Origin of the sequence: Streptomyces soli, from assembly GCF_003999195.1 — a bacterium.
Lineage (GTDB): Bacteria > Actinomycetota > Actinomycetes > Streptomycetales > Streptomycetaceae > Actinacidiphila > Actinacidiphila soli.
The window spans coordinates 1-23,953 of record NZ_RJVR01000099.1 but is presented as its reverse complement, the minus strand read 5'-3'; the positions used below and the strand labels follow the sequence as shown (position 1 = coordinate 23,953).

The following is a 23,953-nucleotide window of genomic DNA, read 5'->3' as shown; positions in this document are numbered from 1 at the left end:
CGTAGCTGTCGTCCCCTCACCACGAGGAGACAGCACCGACCAGACAGACGGCACCACCACCCCCACGGGTGCTGGCCGGACACCCGTCCACGCCACCTAACCAGTCAGCGCAAGACAGAAGCCCCGGCCCTTCAGGCCGGGGAGGTTCACCATCCACGGGCGTGTGGTCCTGGTCCGCCGTGTCCGGCTCGACGGCTGGCCCGTCGCGCAGTAGCGGGCGATCCAGCGGTGCGCGCAATGGTGCGTATGGCCTTGGCGGCGCACACGGCCATCCGGAACCAGCCACCCGCCAGCAGACTGTCACCAACCTGATGGCGGGTTACACCTAGACGCCACCCTGATCACCCGCCACTCGGAGAAGGAACCGGCGGCGGCCACTTACAAAGGCCGCAACGCCGGGGAGCCGCGAGCGCCGCCGGTGGGCGTCGCCGCCGTGGTGGCCCGGGCCGGGGGCGGGGTGCTGCCGTTGCCGCCCAGTTACTCGGAGGTCGGCGGCGCGGGCACTGGATTCGTATACGACCCCGGCATCGCCACCGCCGTCCGGTGGCGCCCGGAGCGTGCGCCGTCGGCGTTCGGCCAGGTCAGCGGTGCCGTGTTCCCGTCCTGGCTGCCGTGTTCGGCTGGGATGCCGCTGCTGTCCTGGGGCGGACGCCAACTGCCCGGCACGGTGCGCCAATACCTTCCCCGGGAGGCCCCTCCGCGGCGGCGTGGTCGCGTGCTGTACGCGGCCGTGGGCCTCGGCCAGCGCCGGCTCGCTCATCACCTTGGCACCTGGCGGTCGGCGCCACGGCGCCGTGGTGTTGCGGGCGGGCGCGGCCGGCAGCAAGGCGGCGCCCGCAGGTGCAATGCGGTGGTTCGGAGGCATTCGCCCAGCTTCCAGAGCCCGGTTACGGAAGCCGGGGAAGCGGTGGTTGGTAATGCCGGAGTCAATCTTGCTGACATCCTCTGGACATATGCTTTGGCTGATCCATACCGTATGCAATCTGCAATATGGAGATCCTTAAGCACCGACCAACCTGATCAGCCATCTCACCCCCTGCGCGCGGCAGGACCTGTCGCGCGCAGGGCCGCACTACCGCTTCACCGCCCATGCGCTGTCACGGTCCGGGATGCCGCCCCGGACCCCAGCCGCTCGGACGGCGTACCACCGGGCGCGGCCAACTGCCGGGCCGCACCACAGGGATGGGAAGTTCCACCCCACCGCTTGAAGAGAAAGGTCCAGGGGGCGCACCCCAAGCTCTTTTCACGCAAGGGAAGGCACCACATGTCAGCAGTACCCCAGGTGACTCCTGTTCCTTATCAGGAAGTCACCGACGTGAACGGCCGCGTGTACCGGATCGGTGAGAGCGATCGGTCCATCCTGGGGAGGCCCCGGGCTTGGATGGTCTGGCTCCCATGGTTCGCGATGATGGGTGTCAGCGTCTTCGAATACGGCTACAGCTCCGCGGAGTCGACGCTTGAGAGCGCCCACGGGTGGACGCTCACGGAGGCGTTCTGGATCGCCAGTATCTGGGCGGTCTTCCAGGCGGGGGTGGCCTTTCCCGCAGGACGGCTGAGGGAGAAGGGGGTCCTGCCGGCCAAGCCTGCCATGCTCGCCGGTGCGCTCCTTTCCGGCCTGGGCCTCGCGTCCGTCGGACATTTCGGGAACCCCGTCATCGTGATCCTCGGCTATTCGGTGCTGGGCGGCACCGGTGCGGGTCTGGTGTACGCGACCTGCGTCAACATGGTCGGCAAGTGGTATCCGGACAACAAGGGTGCCCGCACCGGCTTCGTCAACGGAGGCTTCGCCTATGGAACCCTTCCGTTCATCTTTGTCTTCAGTTACTGGTTCCACCCCGGGAACTACAAGCTGGTTCTCGACCTGATCGCGCTGTTCATGGTGGTCGTCGTGGGCGTCTGCGGCATGTTCTTCAAGGACCCGCCGAAGAGCTGGTGGCCGCACGACGTGGACCCGCTGAACCGGGCCAAGACGGAGGATGCCGCGCGGGTCGCCAAGCGGCTGGCGAAGAACCCGCCGGCGGTGGGCCAGTTCACCCCGATGCAGGCGATCAGGACCGGGCAGTTGCCGCTGATGTGGTTCGCCCTGGTGCTCATCGGCGGGGTGTCGCTGTTCGGCATCAACTTCCAGGTGCCGTTCGCCAAGAGCCTGGGCTTCGGGCCGCTGGTGGCCGCGTCCTCGGCGGGCGTGCTCGCCGTGGTCAACGGTGTCGGCCGGGCGGCCGTGGGCTGGCTGTCCGACAGCCTGGGCCGCCGACTGACGCTGGTGCTGGTGCTGGTAGTGGCAGGCGTGGCGCAGTTCGGCGTCCTCTGGTCGGGCCAGGCGCACAACGAACCCCTCTTCCTGTTCTTCGCGTTCCTGAACGGGTTCGGCGGCGGTGCTTTCTACCCGCTGTTCGCCGCGCTCGTACCGGACTACTTCGGGGAGAACAACAACGCGCAGAACTACGGGCTGGTCTACAGCGCCAAACTGGTCGGCGGTGTAGGCGGTGGTGGTGTGGCCGCCTCGGTGATCAGCGCCTGGGGCTACACCGGCGGTTACACCCTGGCCGGAGGTATTGCCTTCCTCTCGGCGGCGACCGCGTTGTTCCTGCGACAGCCCAAACGGAAGCCGGGGGAGAGCGTTGAGCAAAAGGTCGGCGGCCTCGCTGGTCCGACCCATGCCGACGCGAGCAGCTGAGCGGTCCCGCTTCGGGACACCTGTCTCAGCGCCGCCATAAAACGTGCGCGGGCGAACGGAGTCCGGCTCGGTTCAGCGGCAGTTCCGCGCCGGGTCGTCCGCGTCACGGGGACGGGGCCGGCCGGTGGGGTGCGCTCCCTGCTCCGCCCGGCCCCGCCCCGCCTCCGTACGAACACGCAAACATTGGGCAAGACCCGCAAGGTTCTCTTGCCGTACGGTCCGGGTGCCGGCGCACCCGGACCGTACGACGTCGTGGCGGCGGGCCGTCACGAACGCTGGGCGGTTGCGGCGGCGATTTGCCGGCTGTAGAAGTCGGTGGTGTGCTGGGTGTGGCAGCGCATCAGTTCCTCGGAACGGTCGGCGTCGCCTTCGGCGATGGCCTCGATGAGCTGGGCGTGCTCGTTCCAGGCGTCCTTGCCGCGGGGCTTGGCGATGGGCATGTAGTACCAGCGCACCCGTCGGTCGACCTGGGGGATCAGCTCGGCGAGGACTTTGTTGCGGGACAGTTCGGTGATGAAGCCGTGCAGGGCGGCGTTGGCTTCGACGATGCCCCGTGCGTCGTCCGCTGCCAGGGCCGCGATCCCGGCCTCCTGTAGCTCCCACAGCCGGGCCACGTCCTGCTCGGTGGCGTGCAACGCGGCGCCGCGTGCCGAGTGGGTTTCCAGTACGGCGCGGACGCTGAGGAGTTGGGTGGCCTCTTCTTCGGTGGGGGAGTGGACGAAGGCGCCCTGGGCCGGGCGCAGGTCGACCCAGCCATCGGTCTGCAGTCGCTGCAGGGCTTCGCGTACCGGCTGGCGGCTCACTCCGAGGTGTTCGGCGAGCTCGGCCTCGACCAGGTGTTGGCCGGGTTTGAGGGAGCCGTTGATGATGAGCTCGACCAGGGCCTCGTAGACGGCCTGGCGCAGCGGGGCGGGGCGGGTTATCGGGCCTCTGGCTGCCACCGTGGGCGTGTCGCGCATGGGACCCCTCCCCCTCATCAGACTACTGGTGGTCACAAAGACAAGATACAGGTTTTCGTATGCAATCTGCTGCGCTCGTGATCGGTGTCACGGTGCCGGGCTGTCAGCGTCCCGCCGTCTGGCGCATTCCAGGAAACCGGCGCCTCCGGGATGTTCTCCCGCGTTCCGCGTGACCAGTGGGACGGCCGCCATCGCCGCACGGGACGTCGCCCGACCGCGACGGCCAGGGGCGCCGAACGGGAGGTCGTGGAGGGCGCATCCTAGCCGGCGGCGGGGGCGCCGAACTGTCCCCAGCCCTGGTCGGGGCGCCGAACACCGGACGGCAATCGCGCAACCGGGTCGTCAGCCGCCGATCGCGGACATGGGGCGTTGGGGCTGACGGAAGGTCGGGGCGTCGAGCCCGGAGCCGGCGTTTTTGCCCCACATCGCGGCGCGCCACTGTTCGGCGATGTCTTGATCGGGCGCACCGGAGCGCAGGGCCGTGCGCAGGTCGGATTCCTCGCGAGCGAACAGGCAGTTGCGAACCTGGCCGTCGGCGGTGAGCCGGGTGCGGTCGCAGGCGCGGCAGAACGGCCGGGTGACTGAGGCGATCAGCCCGACCCGGGCGGGTCCGCCGTCGACCAGCCAGCGCTCGGCGGGCGCGGAGCCGCGTATGGAGGAGACCTCAGGGGTGAGGGTGAAGCGGGCGGAGAGTTTCTCGAGGATCTCGGCGGCGGTGACCATGTCGCTGCGCTCCCAGCCGTGCTGGGCGTCCAGCGGCATCTGTTCGATGAAGCGCAGTTCGTAGTCGTGCTGAAGGGCCCAGCCGAGCAGGTCGGAGGCCTCATCGTCGTTGATGTTGCGCATGAGTACAGAATTGACCTTGACCGGGGTGAGGCCGGCGTCGCGGGCCGCGGTCAGGCCGTCGATGACGTCGTGGTGCCGGTTGCGGCGGGTGAGGGTGTGGAAGACCTCGGGACGCAGGGTGTCGAGGGAGACGTTGACCCGGTCCAGCCCCGCGGTGCGCAGAGCCTCGGCGGTGCGGGCCAGGCCGATACCGTTGGTGGTCAAGGAGAGCTTGGGGCGCGGGTCGAGGGCGGCGCAGAGCTCGACGATGCGGACCAGGCCCGGGCGGAGCAACGGCTCCCCGCCGGTGAAGCGCACCTCGGTGACGCCCAGATCCGTCGTCGCGATCGAGACCAGTCGCACGATCTCGTCATCGGTGAGCAACTCGGGCTTGGCCAGCCACTGCAAGCCCTCTTCCGGCATGCAGTACGTGCACCGCAGATTGCACCGGTCGGTCAGCGAAACCCGCAGATCGGTGGCGATCCGACCATAGGTATCGATCAACACGGGTTCGCCTTTCCCTCGGGGTGGCCTTGTGGTGGGGAGGGGAAGCCGCGGCTTCCCCTCCCCACCACAACGCAGGGCCTTGAGCTTCCTCGGTGATCTCGGCGACGGAGGTTTTCGCGTCACCGAAGAGCACCGCGGACTTCGGGTCGTACAGCTCGTTGTCGATCAACTGCTCATACGGCACATCGGCTCAAAGCTGGGCGTGCACCGATGGGTGGCCGGACAGAGCGAAGCCTTCCTCGGCCTGGCCTGCGGCATCATCTGCTGGCGCAGACTGGGTCTGGCGGCCGCTTGCGTCAGACGGGCGTGGGCTGCTGGGTCGTACGGGGGCCCGACCGCGGCGCCGCGGACCCAGAGTCCGGTGAGCTCAGCGCGCGCAGGATGTCCTCCACACTCTGCTTGGCGTCACCGAAGAGCATGCGGCTGTTCTCGCGGAAGAACAGCGGGTTCTGCACGCCCGCGTAGCCCGAGGCCATGGACCGTTTGAAGACGATGACGTTCTCGGCCTCCCAGACCCGCAGCACCGGCATGCCGGCGATGGGGCTGGACGGGTCGTCGGTCGCGGCCGGGTTGACGGTGTCGTTGGCACCGATGACCAGCACCACCGTGGTGTCGCCGAAGTCGTCGTTGATCTCGTCCATCTCCAGCACGACGTCGTAGGGCACCTTGGCCTCGGCCAGCAGCACGTTCATGTGCCCGGGGAGCCGTCCGGCCACCGGGTGCACGCCGAACCGCACCTGCACCCCACGCTCGCGCAGGGCCTGGGTCAGCGCGGCGACCGGGTGCTGGGCCTGGGCCACCGCCATGCCGTACCCCGGGGTGATGATCACCGACGTGGCGTTCTCCAGCAGCTCCGCGGTCTCCTCGGCGCTGGTCTCACGGTGCTCCCCCTGCTCGGTGTCGCCGCCTGCCACCGCCTCGATGCCGAATCCGCCGGCGATCACCGAGATGAAGGACCGGTTCATCGCCTTGCACATGATGTACGACAGATACGCGCCGGAGGAGCCGACCAGCGCGCCGGTGACGATGAGCAGGTTGTTGTTCAGCAGGAAGCCCGCTGCCGCTGCCGCCCACCCCGAGTAGCTGTTGAGCATCGAGACCACGACGGGCATGTCACCGCCGCCGATGGAGGCGACCAGGTGCCAGCCCAGCGCGAGCGCCAGGACGGTGACGGCGATCATCAGGCCGAGGCTCGGGCTCACCGCGAACCAGATCGTCAGAGCCACGAAGGCGGCCAGCGCACCGAGGTTGAGGGCGTTCTTGCCCGGCAGCGTCAGCGGCCTGGACTTGATGCGCGCCGACAACTTCAGGAAGGCGACGATCGAACCGGTGAAGGTGACCGCGCCGATGAAGATGCCGATGAACACCTCGGCGTGGTGGATCCGCAGCAGGTCGTGGGCGATCAGGGTCTGCCCGGAGCCGTGCGCCTCGACTTCGTAGTAGCTGTTCCAGCCGATCAGCACCGCGGCCAGGCCGACGAGGCTGTGCAGGACGGCGATGAGCTCCGGCATCTGGGTCATTTCCACCTTGCGGGCCCGCCACACGCCCACGGCGCCGCCGATCACTGTGGCGACGATGATCAGCGTGACGGCGCCGGCCGAGATGTCCCGCCCGGCGACGATGACGGTGGCGACAAGCGCCAGCGCCATGCCGCCGATGCCGTACGCCACCCCGACGCGGGCGGTGCGGTGTTGGGAGAGCCCGGCCAGGCTGAAGATGAACAACAGCGCGGCGACGATGTCGGCGGCCTGGGCGGCCGTGGTTGCGTTCATCGATCCTCAGCCTTTCGAGAACATGCCGAGCATGCGGCGGGTGACGGCGAATCCTCCGAAGATGTTCACGGTGGTCAGCATGATCGCCACGAACGACAGCACGGTAACGGCCGCCCCGTCGTGGCCTATCTGCAGCAGCGCACCGACCACCACGATCCCGGAGATCGCGTTGGTGACCGACATCAGCGGGGTGTGCAGGGCGTGGTGGACCTTGCCGATCACGTAGTAGCCGATGACGACGGCCAGCGCGAACACCGTGAAGTTCGCAGCGAGTTGGGTGGGGGAGATGGCGATGAGAAGGAACATCATGATCATGCCGAGGCCGATCAGGCCGTAGCGGGCGGCCGGCGAGAGGCGGGGTTCCTTCGCCTGCGGGGCCGCTGCCGGCGCGGCAGCCGGCTGCGCGGGTGCGGCCGACACCTGGGCGGGCGGTGGCGGCCAGGTCTTCTCGCCGTCCCGCACCACTGTCACGGACCGCTGCACGATGTCATCGAAGTCCAGCGTCAACTGCCCGTCCTCGCCGGGCGTGAGCAGCTTCAGCAGGTTGACGAGGTTGGTCCCGTACAGCTGCGATGCCTGGGCGGGCAGCCGGCCGACGAGGTCGGTGTAGCCGATGATCGTCACGTCGTTGTCGGTGACGATCGCCTTCCCGCTGACGGTGCCCTCGACATTGCCGCCCTGCGCTGCGGCCATGTCCACAATGACGCTGCCGGGCTTCATGGAAGCCACGTCCGCCGCCGTGATCAGCCGGGGTGCCGGGCGGCCTGGGATCAGCGCGGTGGTGACGATGATGTCGACGTCCGCGGCCTGCTCGCTGTAGATCTCCGCGGCGCGCCGGTCGTACGCCTCGGACGTCGCCTTGGCGTACCCGTCGGTGCTGGATTCCTGCTCCACCTCGACGGCGAGGAACTCACCGCCCAGTGAGCGGACCTGGTCGGCGACCTCGGCCCGCGGATCGGTGGCCCGCACCACCGCGCCCAGGCTGCCCGCCGCGCCGATCGCCGCAAGACCGGCCACACCCGCACCGGCCACCAGGACCTTCGCGGGCGGCACCTTGCCTGCCGCGGTGACCTGGCCGGCGAAGAACCGTCCGAAGGCATGCGCTGCCTCGATCACCGCCCGGTACCCGGCGATGTTGGCCATCGAGCTGAGTACGTCCATCGACTGGGCCCGGGAGATGCGCGGCACGGCGTCCATGGACAGGACGGTGACCGGGCGCCGCGCGAGCTCGTCCAGCAGGTCCGGGTTCAACCCAGGGGCGATCAGCCCGACCAGGGTCGCCCCGTCACGCAGCTTCCCTATTTCCTCGTGCGAGGGCGCGTTGACCTTCAGGACGACGTCCGCCTGCCATGCGTCGCCGATCCGCGCGCCCGCCTCGGCGTAGGCGTCGTCGGAGAACCCCGAGGCCGCTCCGGCCTCCGATGCTACGACGACCTCGTAGCCGAGTCCCAGGAGTTGGCGGACACTGGCCGGTGTGGCAGCCACCCGGGTCTCCCCGGCGGTGGACTCGGTGACGACACCGATCTGCTGTGGTGGTGATTCCGACATTGCTCTCCTTTTCCTTTCTTTCCGGCTGAAATCACGGCGCCGTTGTCAGTTGAGCCATCGCCTGCAATGTGATTGTCCCGACCACCCGTTTTGACCTGGGCCTTCATCGCGACCCACCGGCCGCGGTGCTCAGCGGCGCGTGCCTCCTGACTGCGTACTGGCCACGATGCCGGCAGTACCGGCACCAGCATGTGCGGCGAAGCGTTCCCGTGCTTGGTGCTCGAGCAAGTCCATCAAAGGCCTCCCGACCGCTGGTGCGTGCGACTGGCGGGCAACCGGTCCGGAGCGTGAGCTGTTAACCGGCCAACGAACCGTTTGCCAACACTGGCGAGGATACTCAATTGCATATTGTATGCAAGGTTCTGCTTCAGCTGCCTTCGTGAGGCATGGAGCCAGCATGGCTAGGCATCAGTCTGGGTTGAGCCCACTACTCGAGCGCACATTTCTGCGATGAGACTGTACATCAAGGAAAGTATTGCATACAGTATGCACCTTCACTCGAGAGGAGCCGCCGTGAAAATTGCAGTCCTCGGAGCCGGTGCGATCGGCGCCTACGTCGGAGCGGCACTGCACCGTGGTGGCGCTGACGTCCACCTGATCGCCCGAGGTGAGCATCTGCGGGCGATACGTGCTCATGGGGTCCGGGTCAACAGTCCGCGAGGTGACTTCGTGGCGCGACCCCACGCCACGGACGACCCGACCGAGATCGGTCCCGTGGACTACGTCTTCCTGGGCCTGAAGGCACATGCCTACCCGTCCGCCGGGTCGATGGTCGCCCCGTTGCTCGGTGACCAGACCGCGGTGGTGGCGGGTCAGAACGGCATTCCATGGTGGTACTTCCACAAACTGGCCGGGCCCTATGAGGGACAGCGGATCGAGGCGGTCGACCCAGGGGGCGCCACCAGCGCGGTGCTGCCACCGGAACGGGCGATCGGCTGTGTGGTCTACCCCGCCACGGTCATCGAGGCCCCCGGTGTCATCCGGCATCTGGAGGGCACCCGGTTTTCCATCGGCGAGCCGGCGGGCGGAATCTCCGACCGGTGCACGGCATTGAGTGAGGCCATGATCGCGGGTGGGTTGAAGTGCCCGGTGGAGCCGAATCTGCGCGATGACATCTGGATCAAGCTGATGGGCAACGTCGCATTCAATCCGCTCAGCGCACTCACCAGGGCGACGATGGTCGAAATCTGCCAACACCTCCCCACCCGGCGGCTGGTCACCCAACTCATGGAGGAAACCCTCGACATCGCGGCCAGGGTCGGCAGCACTCCGGACATCTCGATCGAGAAGCGGCTGCGAGGTGCGGAGGGGGTGGGACACCACAAGACCTCGATGCTTCAGGACCTCGAGGCCGGCAAGCAGATGGAACTCGACGCCATCGTGACAGCGGTGGTGGAGATGGCCGACATCTCCGGCGCCGAGGCGCCCACGTTGCGTGCGGTCCACGCTGCCACCGACCTACTGGCGCGACGCTCAACAGCAGGTTTGGAGAACAGCGACACTGCCCAGAAGTCAGCGCCTGTCTAACTTGATCTTTGACCTGTATGGCGCGGACGTAGGGTCGTTGACTTCTTCGTTCGTCGCTTTGCGGGGCCCGGTTTGCCGACTGTGTGCACGTCATGGCGTGGGGTGGGCCGGGCGTTCTTGCGACCGTGACAGCGTCTTCGTGCTCTCGCAGGACGTCCGGGACTGGCTGCCGTCAGGGCATCTGTGTTGGAAGGTGCTGGGCCTGGTCAAGGAGGTGGATCTGTCGGTGTTCATCGCCGGGGATGGCCTCGACGGGGTTACGGGCAACTCGTCGAGGCGCTCCTTGGCCCAGCGATCGTGCACCTTGGCTGCACGGTCACCGTGGACGACCCGCCGGCAATAACGCGCGGCGGTCAGCCGGTGATCGTCACGTCGGCACTCGACGACTTCCTCGGCGAACCCGGAGCGCTGCAGTGGCGAGGGATACGGCTTCAGCCGACCTATCTACCGGAGCCCCTGCTGGCCCAACCGGCGATGGTCGTCAACGAGCCCGCAGCGACCACCGCGTGGACACGGTCCATCGAGACCAAGTGGGCGCTCAGCGAGTTGCACCACCGGCCGGGCACCGTCGTCCTGCGCGAGTACCCGGGTGCGCAGGCCAAGCATTATCTACATCAACATGGGCACGGCGATTCCGAGTGGATTGCGGGTCGCGGAGGGGATCGCGACCCAAGGGATGTCCCGTAACTTACCTCCAAGCGGATAACGTGTGGCCGATTTTCTGGGTGGCCACACCTTTGTGCCAAAACACGGTTGCTGCCACCAGGCGGGGGCACTGCCCAGGTCTACGAAGTCGTGGACGTGCGTCAGTAGTAACCGATAGGCAACGTCCGGTCCGTTGGCGCGTTCGAGGAGCTGAAGAGGAAGCACGCTGATCTCCAAAGCCCACTGCGAGTTCTGTGGGCTGGTAGTACTCCGGCTGTAGATCGTGATCTTCATGGTGTCTGGGCGGCTTGTCGCTGATAGTGGCTGGTGCGCGCACGGACTTGGTGTCGGCGTCGCCAGACCGACCAGCGGAATCGGTGGGCGGTGTCGCGGACGGGTGGGGCGAGCAAGGCGGCGAACAGGCGCTGGATCTCGTTGCAGGTCAGTGTGATGAGGCCCGCTGCTGTCGGGCAGTGGGCGCGCTCGGTGGCGGCGACTACGGCGAGCGCGAGGACTTTCCCAAGCCGCCGGCCCCCACGGTCTCGCTGCGTCACCAACGCCGCTTGACAACTTCATTGGGAATCACTTTTCACCCGTTAGGGACATGCGTGGAGCGCTCACAGGGTGGAGCGCCCACAGGCTGGACCGATCGGCTATGGCGTTGCGCCACGTAGCCCTGGCCATACTCGCGGCATACCGTGGCGCCTGCCGTGCACCTCCCGGTACAGCACTCGGGAACTCGCCAACCAACTCGAACTGGGCTGGGACCCCACCCCGGGAGCCCAGGCCGCGGCGTGGCTTGCGCCGACGTGATGAGGAGATCAACGATGACCGAACTCATGGCGGGGATCACCGCACGGCGGGTGTCGACCGCTCGGGTAGTCACCAATGTGCTGGAGGTCGGGGAACCGGACGGCGTACCGGTGGTCTTCATACACGGCAACGTCTCGTCCAGCCTGTTTTGGCAGCCGACCATGCTCGCGCTACCGGCTCCATTCCGGGCTCTCGCCCCCGACCTGCGCGGCTTCGGCGCCACCGACGCCGCGCCGGTCGATGCCACCCGTGGCCTACGGGACTTCGCCGACGACCTCGGCGCGCTTCTCGACGCGCTCGAACTACCGGAGGCCCATCTGGTCGGTTGGAGCATGGGCGGCGGTGTGCTGCTGCAGTACCTGCTCGACGCCCCCGGCCGGATAGCCTCCCTCACCCTCGTGAATCCGGTCTCGCCCTTCGGCTTCGGCGGCACCAAGGGGGCACACGGTGAGCTCTGCACGCCCGACGCCGCCGGGTCCGGAGGCGGCTCCGCGAACCCGGGTTTCGTTTCCAGGCTCGCCGCAGGCGACATCGGCGACGAATCCCCGCTCTCACCCCGCCGGGTCCTGCTCGCGCACTACGTAAAAGAGGGGTACGTACCGGAACCGCTGGAGGCAATGGTGCAGAGCATGCTCTCCACGGTCACCGGCGACGACCATTACCCCGGAACGGCGGCGCCCAGCCAGAACTGGCCTGGCTTCGCCCCCGGAGACCGCGGCGTGCTCAACACGATGGCACCTACACATTTCCGCATCGCCGACCTCGGCGACGTAAATCCCAAGCCGCCTCTGCTCTGGATCCGCGGAGCCGACGACGCGATCGTTTCCGACACGTCGCTGTACGACTTGGCCTACCTGGGATCGATCGGCGCCATACCGGACTGGCCGGGCCAGGAAGTCTGCCCGCCACAGCCGATGGTCACCCAGACACGCACCGTCCTAGACGGGTACGACAAGTCCGGCGGCCGCTACACCGAGATGGTGATCCCGGACTCAGGCCACGCACCGCACCTGGACCACCCCGAGCAGTTCCGCACAGCGCTGCTCGCCCATCTCGCGAGCGCGGCCGAGGCCTGATTCTGTGGGACTTCGAGCAGGAGGAGGCGCGTCAGGCGGCGTTCCCGGTCGCGTGCGCACATCTCGGCGGCGATCCAGCCACCGAAGGAGCTGGTCAGCACCGCCGCGGCCGTGACTTCGAGCCGGTCGAGCAGGCGGAGGTAGGCGGAGGTAGGCGTCGGCAAGGTCCCCCACACCGCCGTAGTCCTCGGACAGGAGGGTGTCGTTCCAGCCGGGGTGGGTGGGGGTGAGGACTCGGTGGCGGTCGGCGAGGTGCTCGGTGATCGCGGTGACGCTGTCCGGGCCGGCCGCGCCGTGCAGGAACAGGACGGTGCTGCCCGTCCCGGTCTCGCGCAGCGGCACACGCTCAGCCCGTCGCCCAGCTCCAGGGTGCGCTGGGATATGGCTGGGGGCATGGGTGCGGCTCTCCTGGGAGTGTTTCGGGTGGACGCGGGAAGGGACGGGTGTGTACGCGGGTGGGGTCAGTCGGTCTGCTGCTGGTGGGCGGCGAACTGGTCGAGCAGGCGCTCCAGCGCGCGGTCGCCGAACATCATCGTCAGGTTGGCGGCGGAGTCCGCGGCGGATGCCTCGCTACGGGGGAACAACTGCTGCTCGTAGGCGGCCAGGGCAGCCTCGGTGCCGCCGGGGTGGGCGGCGAGAGCTTGGCCGAGTTCGGCGCCGTCGAGCATGGCGAGGTTGGCGCCCTCGCCGGCGAAGGGGGACATCAGATGGGCGGCGTCGCCGAGCAGGGTGACGCCGGGGGTGCGGTCCCAGCGGTGGCCGACGGGCAGGGCGTGGATGCGGCGCGGGATCAGTGCGCCGTCGGCGTCGGCGACCAGGTTCTGCAGGCTTTCGTCCCAGTCGGTGAAGTGCGCCAGGACGGCTTTCCTGGCCGCGTCGGTGTCGGTGAAGTCGATGGTGTCGAGCCAGTTCTCGTCGGCCTTGAGTGCGGTGTAGACGTGCAGACTGCCGTCGGTCTCGCGGTGGGCGAGGAAGCCCGTACCGTCACCGGGGGAGATGAAGAAGCCGCCGCCGACGAGGGCGGCGCTCGCGGGGTGGCGGGTGTCGATGTCGAGCAGGTCGGTCTCGACGAAGGAGATGCCGGTGTAGGCGGGGGAGGCGCCGGAGACCAGCGGGCGGATCCTGGACCAGGCGCCGTCGGCGCCGATGAGCAAGTCGGTGGTGAAGGCGGTGCCGTCGGCGAAGGTCACCTCGTGTCGGCCATCGCCCACCGGGCGGGCATCGGTCGCCTTCTTCCCCCAGTGGACGGTGCTTGCGGGCAGGAAGTTCAGCAGCAGGTCGCGCAGTTGGCCGCGGTCGGCCTCGGGCCGGGTGCCGTCGCCCTCGTCGGCCTCCTCCATACGAACCACGCCCTGCGGGTCGACGATGCGCATGGCCTGGCCGCCGGGGTGGACGAGGGCGCGGAAGTCGTCGTACAGACCGGCGGCGCGCAAGGCGATCTGGCCGGAGTCGTGGTGGATGTCGAGCATGCCGCCCTGGGTGCGGGCCGCGGCCGACGACTCGAGGTCGAAGACGGCCGCCTCGATGCCGTGCACGTGCAGGACACGGGCCAGGGTCAGGCCGCCCAGGCCGGCGCCGACGATCGCGATGGGGTGGTGAGTGGTCATGTGGTACTCCTTGCGTAGCGCGTGGCGGAGATGCCCCAGTCAGTGATCTTCCGGTGCGTCCGGGCGGCCGGTCTGCCGGATTCCGTTGACCAGCACGTGAAAGCCCCAGTTCAGGCGGTCCTCCGCCATTCCCGAGAACAGTTCGTCGCTGAGCGCGGCCAGGCGCGGGTGCGTCTGCGGGGAGACGCCCCGCACCGCTGCAACGAGTGCGTCCTGCTCGTCCTGGGCGTCGGGGGCGGCATCCCGGCTGGCCTGCTCGGCCGCGGTCGCGGTGGCGAACTGCAGCAGCACGTCCACCCCCCACGCCGCCCGGCCATCGGGAACCCCGCCCTCGGACAGTAGGGCCAGCAGCGCCTCCAGCAGCTCCAGGTAGTGCTTCCCCGAGGGGCGGGACACCAGGGCCGAGCGGGCCAGCCCCGGGTGCTCGAACAGGACCGCGGTGTAGGAGGACAGGACCCGGACGAGTCGCTCACGCCAGTCGCCGACGGCCTGGACCGGGCCCAGATCGACCGAGCCGAGCAGCTCGTCGAGGACGTTCGCGTGCAGCTCAGCGGTGTTGCGGACGTACACGTACAGCGAGGCGGGACCGGTGTCGAGCTCCTGCGCCAGGCGGCGCATGGTCAATTTCTCCAGACCCTCGGCCTGCATCACAGCGACCGCGGCCGCCGTGATGCCTTCGCGGCTCAGGGCCGGCTTGGCGGGCCGCTCACGGCGGCTGATGGGGGTTCTGGGGCGCGCTGTCATACACGAAGCATAACGAACGCGTTCGCTACGAACAAGTTCGTTACGGGCGCGTTCGACAGAATGAGGTCGCCAGCAGGGCCACGGCGCTGCCCCCTTTATGCGGGCGGCGGCGCTCCGCCTCTATCGGGCCATCTCCAGTGCGGGAGCTTGAGGCCGGAACTGGCTCCGGTGATCAGAGCGCTGGCGAGCGGGCCCGGGTGCTGTCCGTGGGGATGGCGGCTGACCGTGGTCGTCCCGGGGTGCCTCTCCGCTTGTCCAAGGACGCCCTCTGGTAGTTACCTCTGACTCAGAGGTAAATTGGCGGCGTGAACGATCCCGGGTTCCCCCATGACCTCGGCGACGCGCTGGCCGGTATCCAGCGACTGGTGCGTCGCAGGCTGCGCGGCGGGCTGTCCGGTCCGCGGTTGCGCGGTGCGCAGGTCGAGCTGCTGAGGCTGGTGCGGGACCGCCCGGGGATCGGGGTCTCAGCGGCGGCCAAGGAGCTCTATCTGGCGGGTAACACCGTATCGACGCTGGTCAACCAGCTGGTGACGGCGGGATTGCTGCACCGGGAGACCGCTGCCGACGACCGCCGCGTCGCGCTGCTGCACCCCACCCCGGAGGCGGTGCGCAGGCTGAGCGACTGGGAGGCACGCCGCAGCGCACTGCTCAGGGAGCGGGTCGAGCTGCTCGGCGAGGAGGACCGTACGGCACTGGCCGCGGCGCTTCCGGCGCTGCGCAGGCTCGCTCAGGGCCTGCAGGACGAGGCAGGACCAGGAGGAGGCGCATGAAGAGTGCCGAAGAGGCCGTGGGGTGCACGGGCCTTGAGTACGCGTTCGGCGGCACACGGGCGGTGGACGGGCTGGACCTGTCTGTCGGTGCCGGTGAGGTGTTCGGGCTGCTGGGCCCGAACGGGGCGGGGAAGACCACGGCGATCCGGGCCATGACGACGCTGCTTCCGGTGCCGTCCGGCATGGTGCGGGTGTTCGGGCAGGACGTCGCCCGGCAGAAGATGGCGGTACGGCGCCTGCTCGGCTACGTACCCCAGGCGCTGTCCGCCGACGCGGGGCTGACGGGCCGGGAGAACGTGGCGCTGTTCGCCCGGGTCTTCGACGTGTCCAGGCGCGAACGGGCCGCGCGGGTTGCCGCGGCCCTGGAAGCGGTCGGGCTCGGTGACGCGGCCGACCGGCTGGCGGGGACGTACTCCGGGGGGATGGTGCGGCGGCTGGAGCTGGCACAGGCGCTCGTGAGCGCGCCGCGGCTGCTCGTACTGGACGAGCCGACCATCGGTCTCGACCCGATCGCACGGACCAGCGTGTGGGAACGGATAGGCGAGATACGCGCCGCCACCGGCATGACGGTGCTGGTCACCACGCACTACATGGACGAGGCCGACCAGTACTGCGACCGCGTGGCGCTGATGCACCGGGGCAGGATCCGCGGGCTCGGCACACCGGAGCAGCTCAAGGCCGAAGTGGACGCCGAGCGCCGGGCCGCCGCCTCCGCCTCCGGTGAGTCCGAGCCGGCGCCGCCGACACTGGAGGACGTCTTTCGGCACTTCTCCGGTGACGGCATGGCCGGGGCCCCCGACGACCAGACAGAAAGGTTCCGCGATGTCCGCCGTACCCGCCGTACCGCCTCCCGTGTCGGCTGAGGTTGACGGACTGCGTCTGCTGCTCACGCCGCCGGCCGCCCGTACCGGCTGGCGGATCGTGCCCGCCCGGGTGGTCGCGATGTGCGTGGTGGAGTTGCAGAAGCTGCGCCACGACCGCACCGAGCTGTACACCCGGGCCATCCAGCCGGCACTGTGGCTGCTTATCTTCGGGGAGACCTTCACCCGGCTGCGGGCGATCCCGACCGGGAACATCCCGTACCTGGACTACATGGCACCGGGGATCATCGCCCAGTCCGCGATGTTCATCGCGATCTTCTACGGCATCCAGATCATCTGGGAGCGGGACTCCGGCGTCCTCACCAAGCTGCTGGTCACCCCGACACCTCGGGCCGCGCTGGTCATGGGAAAGGCCTTCGCCTCCGGAGTGAAGGCGGTCATCCAGGCCGTGGTGGTGATCATCATCGCCGCACTCCTCGGAGTCGCCCTGACCTGGAATCCGCTCCGGCTGCTCGGGGTCGCCGTGGCGGTGGTCCTCGGCTCGGCGTTCTTCTCCTGCCTGTCCGTGACCATCGCCGGGATCGTGCTCACCCGCGACCGGCTGATGGGCATCGGCCAGGCCATCACCATGCCGCTGTTCTTCGCCTCCAACGCCCTCTACCCGGTCGCCCTGATGCCGGGCTGGCTCAAGGCCATCAGCACCGTCAACCCGCTCAGCTACCAGGTCGACGCCCTGCGCGGGTTGCTGCTGGGCACCTCGGACCACCTCGCCACGGACTTCGGCGTCCTGGTGCTTGCCGCCGCGCTCGCCATCGCCGCGGCCTCGTCGCTGCTCGGACGGCTGGCCCGCTAGCCCAGCGCTTTCGCGCCGCTCCGGTGCCAAGACGTGGTCGGAGCTCTGGAACAGGTCCTGCCTGAGGAGCGCGCGGTGCTCGGTGGCGCGGGCGTACGGGCCCTGCACGCCCTGTGCGGGCCGGACTTCGTGCAGCCCGTCGACGGACTCCAGAAGCTGGGTCTGCACGGATCCTCGCGCCCTGACCGCCATGCGTGTGATCGGCACCGGCGCGTCCGGGTTCATCGGTTCCGCTCTCGTGTCCGATCTCATCGCCGCCGGGCATCAGGTCGTCGGGCTCGCTCGCTCGAATGCCTCGGCCGCTGCCCTGACCGCCGCCAGCGCCGAGGTGCGCCGCGGCACGGTGGAGGACCTCGACAGCCTGCGCGCCGGCGCCGGGACGCTGGGACTCGCGTCACTGGGGCGTGTGGCGACCGAGCAGGATGCGTCCGATCCCTCGGCGAGCCCCTGGAACGTTGGCACGCGGGCAGCGCTCGCGCTCGCGGAGCGCGGCGTGCGCTCGTCCGTCGTGCGGCTCGCGCCGACGGTCCACGACCAGAGCAAGCGAGGCCTCGTCGGACAGCTGGTCGACATCGCCCGCGAGAAGGGCGTCTCGGGCTACCTCGGCGACGGGTCCAACCGCTGGCCCACGGTCCACCAGCTCGATGCCGCGCGCCTGTTCCGCCTGGCGCTGGAGAAGGCACCGGCGGGATCGGTGCTGCACGGCGTCGGCGAGGAGGGTGTGACCATCCGCGCCATCGCCGAGGTCATCGGCCGCCATCTGGACGTGCCAGTGACCGCCGTCGCCGCCGAGGACGCCGGCGCCCACTTCGGCTTCGCGGCCCGCTTCCTCGGGCTCGACAACCCGACCTCGAACGCGCTGACCCGCGAACTGCTGGGCTGGCAGCCGACCCACCCCGGGCTCATCGACGACCTCGACAACGGCCAGTTCTTCGACAGCTAACCTCGCGCTTTCGGGGAGCTGGCCGTCCGGGATGTCAGCAGTAAGCGAAAAGTGCGCCTGAGAAGGGCCGGGGACTGGCTCGGTAGTCTGTGAGGGCTCCGTCTCCAGCCCCACCCGTCAAGCCGTGCATGCGTCCGCACGGACGGAGGCGCTCCGAGCGTGCCGCCCGTACCGAGGCGGCGTCCTCGGTCGACGTCAGCCGGGCCCGCGCCCTCAAGTGCCTGGCCGACGAACGCGCCGGCCGTGTCAGCAGCGCTCCGCGACAGTTGGGGCGTACGGCCTGAACCGCAGGTCAAGGTGTACGCCAAGCACGTTGTCAGTGGGCAGCTTGGGTGTTCACGTGCCGGGTTGTGCTGCCCGGTGGGGCCGGCTGGTACCGCCGCCACGGCGGGACATGCGAGCCGCCTGGAGTAGCGTCAAGTTCGGCGATAGCGGTTTCGGGTCACCCCCGCGGCCAGCAGCGGCCGAATCCCACGCGCCAGCTGCGCTGAACTTGTGAGATCTGACGCCCGTCCGGCGTGGCCGTTTCACCCAAGCGCGGGGCTGTTCACACAGCTTCTCACCAACAAGGTGTCAGTTGGCTGCCCGGCAATTGATGTCCAGCACCGTCCACCCGGTCAGCGGTCGGCCGTCCACCACGGCAATCGCGGACCGTCACATGAGGCAGGCTTCCGCGACTGTGACGTCCTGCGGGACGGTGCCCCCGGATACGCCGACAGCGCCGATGGTGCGGCCTCGCTCGTCAGCGATCGGTAGACCACCGCCGAATGACACCAGCCCGCCGTTGGTAATCTCGATGTTGTAGAGGGGGCCTCCCGGTTGGGAGTCCTCGCCGATCGCTGCGGACGGCCTCCTGAACAGAGCTGCGGTCGCTGCCTTTTTGATAGCGATGTCGACGGGGCCGAGCTCCGCGTCGTCCATCCGGGAGAAGTGCAGCAGATACCCGCTGGCATCGACGATCGCGATGTTCATGGCCACTCCGAGTTCGGTGGCCCGGGCGCGGCCGGCCTCAGCTCGAACGATGGCGTCCTGCAAGGTGAGCGCAGTCATTTCGGTGATCCTTTCGAGAGTTCGTTGTCGGCAGTGGCCGGTAGGTGACGGGGATCCAGGGTGATGAGCGGTTCCCGATATTGAGGCGTTGGAAACCGGGCGCCTGCATCCACCTGCGCATACGCGAAGACCCCGCATCCGGCGTCGTGGCTGGTGGTGGGGTCTCTCGGCGCCTCGTACAAGGTGCCCCGGTCGCTGGCGCGCGGGTTCGCCTACCCGGCTGGGCGCGATGCGGACGGGGACCTTCCTCGATGAGGTCGAGCAGGAATTGGACCAGCTCGGCTCACCGGTCGGCGGGAGCGGCACCGCCTGACTGCAGCCGCACAGCCAGTACGAACTGGGCGAACGTAGGCCACTCGCGAATCGGGCTCACGGCTCACGCGCCGCCGGACTAGCGATGGTGTTCAAGCTGGTCGAGTCCGCCCAGGTCCGCTGGCAAGCGGTTAATGGCGCCCACCTGGTGCCACTGGTCCGCGCGGCGACGGCCGGGTGGCGCTGCGGCTCGTTGTACGGCACGGGGCGCCAGCCCGGAACATCATCGCCCTCACGCTCGCGACGGCACACGGATAGAGCGGCAGCGTCATCGACGCGGCGCTACCTCCACGCTCCCGCGTCTACTCTCCCGCGTCGCCCCGGCCCAGGACGTACAGCCTGGGGAGGTTGACCACGACGGCCTCCTGGGTGCTGCGGGCGATCACGACGACGGCCTCTTCGTCCGGGCTCGGATTCTCCTCGCGGTGCGGGACGTACGGCGGGACGAAGATGTAGTCGCCGGGGGAGGTGCGGAGCCGGACCTCCTGGGGGGTGCCGTCCGTGTCTTCGAGGAAGACGAACTCCGGATGGCCGCTCACGACGTGGATCGCGGTCTCCGAGGCGCCGTGATGGTGGTCGGAGGAAGCGGTGGCGGGGGCGACATGGGTCTGGCCCATCCAGATCCGCTCGGAGCCGACGGTACGCCCGCTGATCGCGGCGAACCGGCGCATGCCCCCGCTCTGTGCGGTGTCCGCGTCCAGCGCGTCGGCGCGGATGTGATGCACCCGCGTCCGCAGGGGCGCCGGGCTGTCCCCGTCGGCGTCGGGAAGATCGGGGTGGAAGCCTTCCGCGTGCGCGGTCATACTCCGACCGTAGAGAGCGCGCCGAATGGATGTCAAACAACGACGCTGATCAACACCCGTCAGAGCCAGTGCGGTGACCACGAACGTTCGCCGGCTCATAGCGGCATTGGTCGTGTGGGGGGTGGTGGCGGGTGGCAGAGCCGGTTCGGGCTCGGCGGCTTTCTGATGATGGGGGCCGCCGGTTGCAGCAGATCGTCCGGCGAGGCAAGCCGCACGCGGTCCGGTTCCGCCGGGCGGTGATCATCATGGGGTCGGCGTCAGGGACCCCGGCCGCGGCGTTGGCGAGCCTGCTCGCTGCGGATGAGGTCACGGTCCGGGACGTGATCCACGCTTTCAATCAGCGGGGACTGGCCGCGCTCTGGACCCTAACTGGGCGGGAGGCCGTTCCCGCCTGATCACCAGCGACGACATCAAGGTCATCGTCGCGACGGCCAAGACCCGCCCGGAGAAACTCGGGCGTCCCTTCACCTGCTGGTCGATCCGGAAACTGGCCGACTACCTGAACGGCCTCTATCCCTGCCCGGTGACGGTCGGCAGGGAACGGCTCCGGCAGATTCTGCGCGAGGCGAAGATCTCCTTCCAGCGGACCAGCACCTGGAAGGAGTCCACATGCGTACTCGCACCATCGCGGCCATCCTGCTCGCCGCCGCACTGGCACTCACCGCATGCAGCAGCAGCGACGAACGACGGGGCCAAGCCGGCGGCCAGCAAGAGCCAGAGCTACACGGCTGACCCCGCCGAAGACATTGCCTTCGGGAAGACGTACACCTGGCCGGACGGCCTGAAGGTCCCGGTGACAGAGGCGCGGATCTTCACCGACTTCACCGCCGACGAGGATCCGGCCGATCCGAAGAGCTACGAGTTCCGGGCGAAGCTGTGGTTCACCAATGTCGGCAAGGCGGCGGCCGACCTGAGTGACATCTCGACCATCATCATGGGTGCCACCAATGACGGTAAGGCCGCGTCCAGCGCCTTCCAGAACGGGGCCGCGCCGCTTGAGGGTCGCCTCGCGCCCGGTGTGACCGCGACGAAGACCGACGATGGTGTGATCGACCGGAAGTACGGCCGGAAGATCCTCATCATCGTGCAGCGCGGTAACAGCATGGCGTCACCCGAGTTCATCGGCAGCATCGTCGGATAGGCCCGGGCGAGCAGAATGGCCCCCCACCGCCCGGAGGCGGTGGGGGGCCAACTACTAATCTGGGATCAACTGGTAGATCACTGGGAGTTCGGCGGGTCGAGGCCGCGGCGAAGGGGGTCTGCCGCGGCCTCGACCCGCCGCCACACGTGCGACCGTCAGGGGTACGGGTAGAACCCAGCCCTTGGCATCACTCTTAGCCACCTGTCATTTCGCCGTAGCTTCGGGAGCACAGGGCCACCACCCCCACACTCCTCGACTCGGCTACGCCGCGTTCGCGGCCTTCGCGGCTGACTTCACCGGCGCGAGGACCCGCTTGGCGTTATTCGCGGAGCCGTTCTTCGTACCGACGACCAGAACCTTGTCGCCCGTCTTGAGCGCGGACTCGGCGATCTTCTTGCCGTTCCGCTTCACCGGCGTGCTGCCGGACACCGTCCAGGTCCAGGTGGTCCCGTCCTTGCTCTTCACCGTCAGGGCCGTGCCGCTGATCCCGGTCACCTGGCCGCGCTGCCACTCCCCTTGGATCACCTTGCCGTTCTTGCGGGTGACGGTTGCCTCGCCGTGGACTCCGCGTAGCGCGTGCCGCTTGAATTGATGATTGCCCTGGTGCTTGCTCGTCCCGCTGTGGGGCGGCGCGGCCGAGGACGCAGCGAACGCCGAGGTTCCACCCACGGCCAACCCGGCGAGGACCACGCCGGCGGCGACCACCGTGCCACGCCTACGGAGCGACAACTTGCGCATGCGGCTTCTCCTAAATGATGTCACTTGTCCCCGGACGCCCGCCAAGGCGCCCCGGAACAGGATTGTTCGGGCGCCCTAAGTCCCCGGTAAATAAGTCCGGGCAAAGCGGTCATGGGGGAGTCAAGAGAAGGAAAGCAACCAGGACCGGCGGTGTTCCTGATCGTCGGCCAGGTTCATGCGCAGAGTGACCTTGGTGCCGGTCTTCCAGTAGGCCTGGGGGGCGGTAGTCGATCCGGTCCTTGCCATTGCGGTCCTTCATCCAACTCCACGCGCCCTGGACGGCCGGGGAGGCGGTCACCGACCGTTTCTTCTCGACCGCGGGCTTGTTGTGGATCGGCTTGTTGAAGGTGATGGACATCGGCGTTGCGACCCCGACGGTGGTGCCCTTGTCGGGGTAGTACTCGCCGACGAAGCTGTTCTTCGCCGCCTCGGTGGTGAACGTGACGGCCTTGAACAGCTTCTTGCCGTCGGAGCCCGTGCCTCCAGCGTTCACGGTGTAGGTCGCACCGGGGGCCAGGGTAGTGGTCGAAGTCCAGGTCGACTTGTCCTTGGACCAGGATCCGCGGACCTTGCCCGGACCGGGGGAACTGACCTGCACGGAGGACAGTGTCCCGCCTTCGGCCCGCACGGTGACGCTCTTGCCGGCCCGGATCTACGAGGCGTGCCCTGCGGTTCTTCTGTGGCGGGTGGCACACCCACTGACCCCGGGCGCACCGCGCTGGTGCTACTGCTCCTGGTGCCCGGCATGTCCGGAGAGGGTGACAGTGGCCGAGAGGAGGCCAAAGCGAGAGGGCGTCGAAGAAGGCGCAGAAGCCGCCGTCCCGGCGCGGGGCCCGGCGGTCTGCGGCAGGTGCCCGCCCTCGGGGACGGGATGTGTTCAGCCCTCCTTGGCGAGGGCCGGGACGAAGCGGGCGGCGTCGATCGTGCCGACGCCGGTCGCCATGTCGTAGCCCTTCACCGCGGTGTAGCCGGTGACTCCGGCGTAGCTGTTGTTCGTGCCGTCCTTCACATCCACGATCCCGGTGGACGGGTTCCGCGAGGACTGCGCGTACAGCGAGTACAGCGCCTGGTGGATGTCGCCCAGCCGGTGGCCGGCGACCTGGTCGGCGAGGGCCACGATGCCCGCGAAGAGCGGGCTGGCCTCGCTGGTGCCGACGTAGACGTCCCAGCCGACCGCCTTCGGGTTGTAGCTGGAGTACACCCATGCGCCGCCGTTCATCGCGGCGGCCATCGAGACGTCCGGGGTGCCGCGGTGGTCGCCGACCACCTGCTTGACCCCGTTCTGGTACGAGGGACGGGCGAAGACGTGGGACGGGCCCCCGCCGCCCGCGCCGTCGTCGTCGTAGACGCTCTCCGGCGCCATGCGGTTGCCCTTGTCGTCCAGGTGCAGTTGGGTGCCGCCGACCGAGGTCACCAGAGGGTCGGAGGACGGCCAGGCGTTGACCTTGTACGGGTAGGTGCCGCTGCCGTCCGCGGTGGTGTTGGTGGCTCCGCTGTCGCCGGAGGCGGCGAGGACGGTCACACCGTGCCTGGCCGCGTCCTTGAAGGCGTAGCGCAGGTTCTGGATGCTGGAGAAGTCACCGCTGCGGAAGCCGGGGAAGGTGTTTTCGGTCGCGCCGAAGCTCTGGCTGATCACATCGCCCACACCGCGGTCGATCAGCGACTTCTCGGCGTCCATCATCTCCGGCAGGCCGGTGGTGCCGCCCCCGTTCTGGGCGACCCCGGTCTCCACCAGGACGATGTGCGCGTCCGGGGCGACGGCATGCGCCATCTCCACGTCAAGGGTGGTCTCCCCGGCCCAGCCGGTGTGGTCGGAGTTGGC

At 68.7% G+C, this 23,953-nt stretch carries 20 protein-coding genes and 1 pseudogene; 9 read left to right on the top strand and 12 right to left on the bottom strand.

Features of this window, described 5'->3' with window-relative positions; translation table 11 throughout:
• The first annotated feature begins 1,264 nt into the window (after nt 1-1,264).
• Nucleotides 1,265-2,677 carry an OFA family MFS transporter gene (locus EFK10_RS08260; RefSeq protein ID WP_206305357.1) on the top strand — a complete coding sequence of 471 codons (1,413 nt, stop codon included), beginning with the start codon at nt 1,265-1,267 and terminating at the stop codon, nt 2,675-2,677.
• A gap of 266 nt (nt 2,678-2,943) precedes the next feature.
• On the opposite strand, the gene EFK10_RS08255 is transcribed toward EFK10_RS08260, so the two are convergent.
• The 4 genes from EFK10_RS08255 to EFK10_RS08240 form a co-directional block, all read right to left on the bottom strand.
• Nucleotides 2,944-3,636 carry a GntR family transcriptional regulator gene (locus EFK10_RS08255; protein ID WP_127355088.1) on the bottom strand — a complete coding sequence of 231 codons (693 nt, stop codon included), beginning with the start codon at nt 3,634-3,636 and terminating at the stop codon, nt 2,944-2,946.
• A gap of 342 nt (nt 3,637-3,978) precedes the next feature.
• Complete coding sequence (gene moaA, locus EFK10_RS08250) at nt 3,979-4,968, bottom strand: GTP 3',8-cyclase MoaA (protein WP_127355087.1); 990 nt, start codon at nt 4,966-4,968, stop codon at nt 3,979-3,981.
• A gap of 296 nt (nt 4,969-5,264) precedes the next feature.
• Nucleotides 5,265-6,740, bottom strand: a complete 1,476-nt coding sequence (gene pntB, locus EFK10_RS08245) for a Re/Si-specific NAD(P)(+) transhydrogenase subunit beta (RefSeq protein WP_127355086.1) — start codon at nt 6,738-6,740, stop codon at nt 5,265-5,267.
• Between the two features lie 6 nt (nt 6,741-6,746).
• Nucleotides 6,747-8,288, bottom strand: a complete 1,542-nt coding sequence (locus EFK10_RS08240) for a Re/Si-specific NAD(P)(+) transhydrogenase subunit alpha (protein ID WP_127355085.1) — start codon at nt 8,286-8,288, stop codon at nt 6,747-6,749.
• Between the two features lie 513 nt (nt 8,289-8,801).
• Between EFK10_RS08240 and EFK10_RS08235 the strand changes: the two genes are divergently transcribed.
• Both EFK10_RS08235 and EFK10_RS08230 read left to right on the top strand, forming a co-directional pair.
• A complete protein-coding gene (locus EFK10_RS08235) occupies nt 8,802-9,815 on the top strand; it encodes a 2-dehydropantoate 2-reductase (RefSeq protein WP_127355084.1) in 1,014 nt (337 codons plus the stop codon).
• Between the two features lie 183 nt (nt 9,816-9,998).
• Nucleotides 9,999-10,502 (top strand): UDP-galactopyranose mutase, encoded by a 504-nt coding sequence (locus tag EFK10_RS08230; protein WP_206305356.1) that lies wholly within the window; start codon nt 9,999-10,001, stop codon nt 10,500-10,502.
• A 248-nt stretch (nt 10,503-10,750) separates the two neighbouring features.
• Here EFK10_RS08230 and EFK10_RS53115 read toward each other — a convergent pair.
• A pseudogene (locus EFK10_RS53115) lies at nt 10,751-10,966 on the bottom strand (IS701 family transposase); the annotation flags it as partial.
• Nucleotides 10,967-11,287: 321 nt separating this feature from the next.
• Here EFK10_RS53115 and EFK10_RS08220 point away from each other — a divergent pair.
• Nucleotides 11,288-12,349: an alpha/beta hydrolase gene (locus EFK10_RS08220; protein WP_127355082.1), complete on the top strand. Its 1,062-nt coding sequence runs from the start codon at nt 11,288-11,290 to the stop codon at nt 12,347-12,349.
• A gap of 461 nt (nt 12,350-12,810) precedes the next feature.
• Here the strand turns inward: EFK10_RS08220 and EFK10_RS08215 are convergent, their stop codons facing one another.
• Together EFK10_RS08215 and EFK10_RS08210 are read right to left on the bottom strand one after the other, a co-directional pair.
• Nucleotides 12,811-13,956, bottom strand: coding sequence for an FAD-dependent oxidoreductase (locus EFK10_RS08215; protein WP_127355081.1), 1,146 nt, complete (start codon nt 13,954-13,956; stop codon nt 12,811-12,813).
• Nucleotides 13,957-13,995: 39 nt separating this feature from the next.
• Entirely contained in the window at nt 13,996-14,700 is a 705-nt protein-coding gene (locus tag EFK10_RS08210; RefSeq protein ID WP_127355080.1) for a TetR/AcrR family transcriptional regulator, read from the bottom strand.
• A 305-nt stretch (nt 14,701-15,005) separates the two neighbouring features.
• Between EFK10_RS08210 and EFK10_RS08205 the strand changes: the two genes are divergently transcribed.
• The 4 genes from EFK10_RS08205 to EFK10_RS08190 all read left to right on the top strand — a co-directional run bounded on the left by EFK10_RS08205 (nt 15,006) and on the right by EFK10_RS08190 (nt 18,087).
• Complete coding sequence (locus EFK10_RS08205) at nt 15,006-15,470, top strand: MarR family winged helix-turn-helix transcriptional regulator (RefSeq protein WP_127355079.1); 465 nt, start codon at nt 15,006-15,008, stop codon at nt 15,468-15,470.
• Nucleotides 15,467-16,333, top strand: coding sequence for an ATP-binding cassette domain-containing protein (locus EFK10_RS08200; RefSeq protein ID WP_127355078.1), 867 nt, complete (start codon nt 15,467-15,469; stop codon nt 16,331-16,333). The genes EFK10_RS08205 and EFK10_RS08200 overlap by 4 nt, the downstream gene beginning before the upstream one ends.
• Entirely contained in the window at nt 16,293-17,144 is an 852-nt protein-coding gene (locus EFK10_RS08195; protein ID WP_127355077.1) for an ABC transporter permease, read from the top strand. Before EFK10_RS08200 ends, EFK10_RS08195 begins: the two co-directional genes overlap by 41 nt.
• 190 nt (nt 17,145-17,334) lie before the next feature.
• A complete protein-coding gene (locus EFK10_RS08190; RefSeq protein WP_127355076.1) occupies nt 17,335-18,087 on the top strand; it encodes an NAD-dependent epimerase/dehydratase family protein in 753 nt (250 codons plus the stop codon).
• Between the two features lie 654 nt (nt 18,088-18,741).
• Here EFK10_RS08190 and EFK10_RS08185 read toward each other — a convergent pair.
• Together EFK10_RS08185 and EFK10_RS08180 are read right to left on the bottom strand one after the other, a co-directional pair.
• Nucleotides 18,742-19,137: a GlcG/HbpS family heme-binding protein gene (locus tag EFK10_RS08185; RefSeq protein WP_127355075.1), complete on the bottom strand. Its 396-nt coding sequence runs from the start codon at nt 19,135-19,137 to the stop codon at nt 18,742-18,744.
• 614 nt (nt 19,138-19,751) lie between these two features.
• Entirely contained in the window at nt 19,752-20,252 is a 501-nt protein-coding gene (locus EFK10_RS08180) for a cupin domain-containing protein (RefSeq protein ID WP_127355074.1), read from the bottom strand.
• Between the two features lie 523 nt (nt 20,253-20,775).
• Between EFK10_RS08180 and EFK10_RS08170 the strand changes: the two genes are divergently transcribed.
• Nucleotides 20,776-21,393 carry a hypothetical protein gene (locus EFK10_RS08170; protein ID WP_127355072.1) on the top strand — a complete coding sequence of 206 codons (618 nt, stop codon included), beginning with the start codon at nt 20,776-20,778 and terminating at the stop codon, nt 21,391-21,393.
• Nucleotides 21,394-21,654: 261 nt separating this feature from the next.
• On the opposite strand, the gene EFK10_RS08165 is transcribed toward EFK10_RS08170, so the two are convergent.
• The 3 genes from EFK10_RS08165 to EFK10_RS08155 form a co-directional block, all read right to left on the bottom strand.
• Entirely contained in the window at nt 21,655-22,131 is a 477-nt protein-coding gene (locus EFK10_RS08165; protein WP_127355071.1) for a hypothetical protein, read from the bottom strand.
• Nucleotides 22,132-22,240: 109 nt separating this feature from the next.
• Nucleotides 22,241-22,783, bottom strand: a complete 543-nt coding sequence (locus EFK10_RS08160) for an Ig-like domain-containing protein (RefSeq protein WP_407647014.1) — start codon at nt 22,781-22,783, stop codon at nt 22,241-22,243.
• A gap of 225 nt (nt 22,784-23,008) precedes the next feature.
• Nucleotides 23,009-23,953 (bottom strand): S53 family peptidase (locus EFK10_RS08155; protein ID WP_127355069.1); only part of this gene is annotated, 945 nt, incomplete at its 5' end.

Excerpts from the sequence above, each read along its gene's own strand:
- EFK10_RS08195 (WP_127355077.1), top strand. The coding sequence starts at position 16,293 with ATGTCCGCCGTACCCGCCGTACCGCCTCCCGTGTCGGCTGAGGTTGAC.
- EFK10_RS08190 (WP_127355076.1), top strand. The coding sequence starts at position 17,335 with ATGCGTGTGATCGGCACCGGCGCGTCCGGGTTCATCGGTTCCGCTCTC.
- EFK10_RS08180 (WP_127355074.1), bottom strand. The coding sequence starts at position 20,252 with ATGACCGCGCACGCGGAAGGCTTCCACCCCGATCTTCCCGACGCCGAC.
- EFK10_RS08255 (WP_127355088.1), bottom strand. The coding sequence starts at position 3,636 with ATGCGCGACACGCCCACGGTGGCAGCCAGAGGCCCGATAACCCGCCCC.
- EFK10_RS08165 (WP_127355071.1), bottom strand. The coding sequence starts at position 22,131 with ATGCGCAAGTTGTCGCTCCGTAGGCGTGGCACGGTGGTCGCCGCCGGC.
- EFK10_RS08210 (WP_127355080.1), bottom strand. The coding sequence starts at position 14,700 with ATGACAGCGCGCCCCAGAACCCCCATCAGCCGCCGTGAGCGGCCCGCC.
- EFK10_RS08185 (WP_127355075.1), bottom strand. The coding sequence starts at position 19,137 with ATGACTGCGCTCACCTTGCAGGACGCCATCGTTCGAGCTGAGGCCGGC.
- EFK10_RS08220 (WP_127355082.1), top strand. The coding sequence starts at position 11,288 with ATGACCGAACTCATGGCGGGGATCACCGCACGGCGGGTGTCGACCGCT.
- EFK10_RS08260 (WP_206305357.1), top strand. The coding sequence starts at position 1,265 with ATGTCAGCAGTACCCCAGGTGACTCCTGTTCCTTATCAGGAAGTCACC.
- pntB (WP_127355086.1), bottom strand. The coding sequence starts at position 6,740 with ATGAACGCAACCACGGCCGCCCAGGCCGCCGACATCGTCGCCGCGCTG.
- EFK10_RS08200 (WP_127355078.1), top strand. The coding sequence starts at position 15,467 with ATGAAGAGTGCCGAAGAGGCCGTGGGGTGCACGGGCCTTGAGTACGCG.
- EFK10_RS08240 (WP_127355085.1), bottom strand. The coding sequence starts at position 8,288 with ATGTCGGAATCACCACCACAGCAGATCGGTGTCGTCACCGAGTCCACC.
- EFK10_RS08215 (WP_127355081.1), bottom strand. The coding sequence starts at position 13,956 with ATGACCACTCACCACCCCATCGCGATCGTCGGCGCCGGCCTGGGCGGC.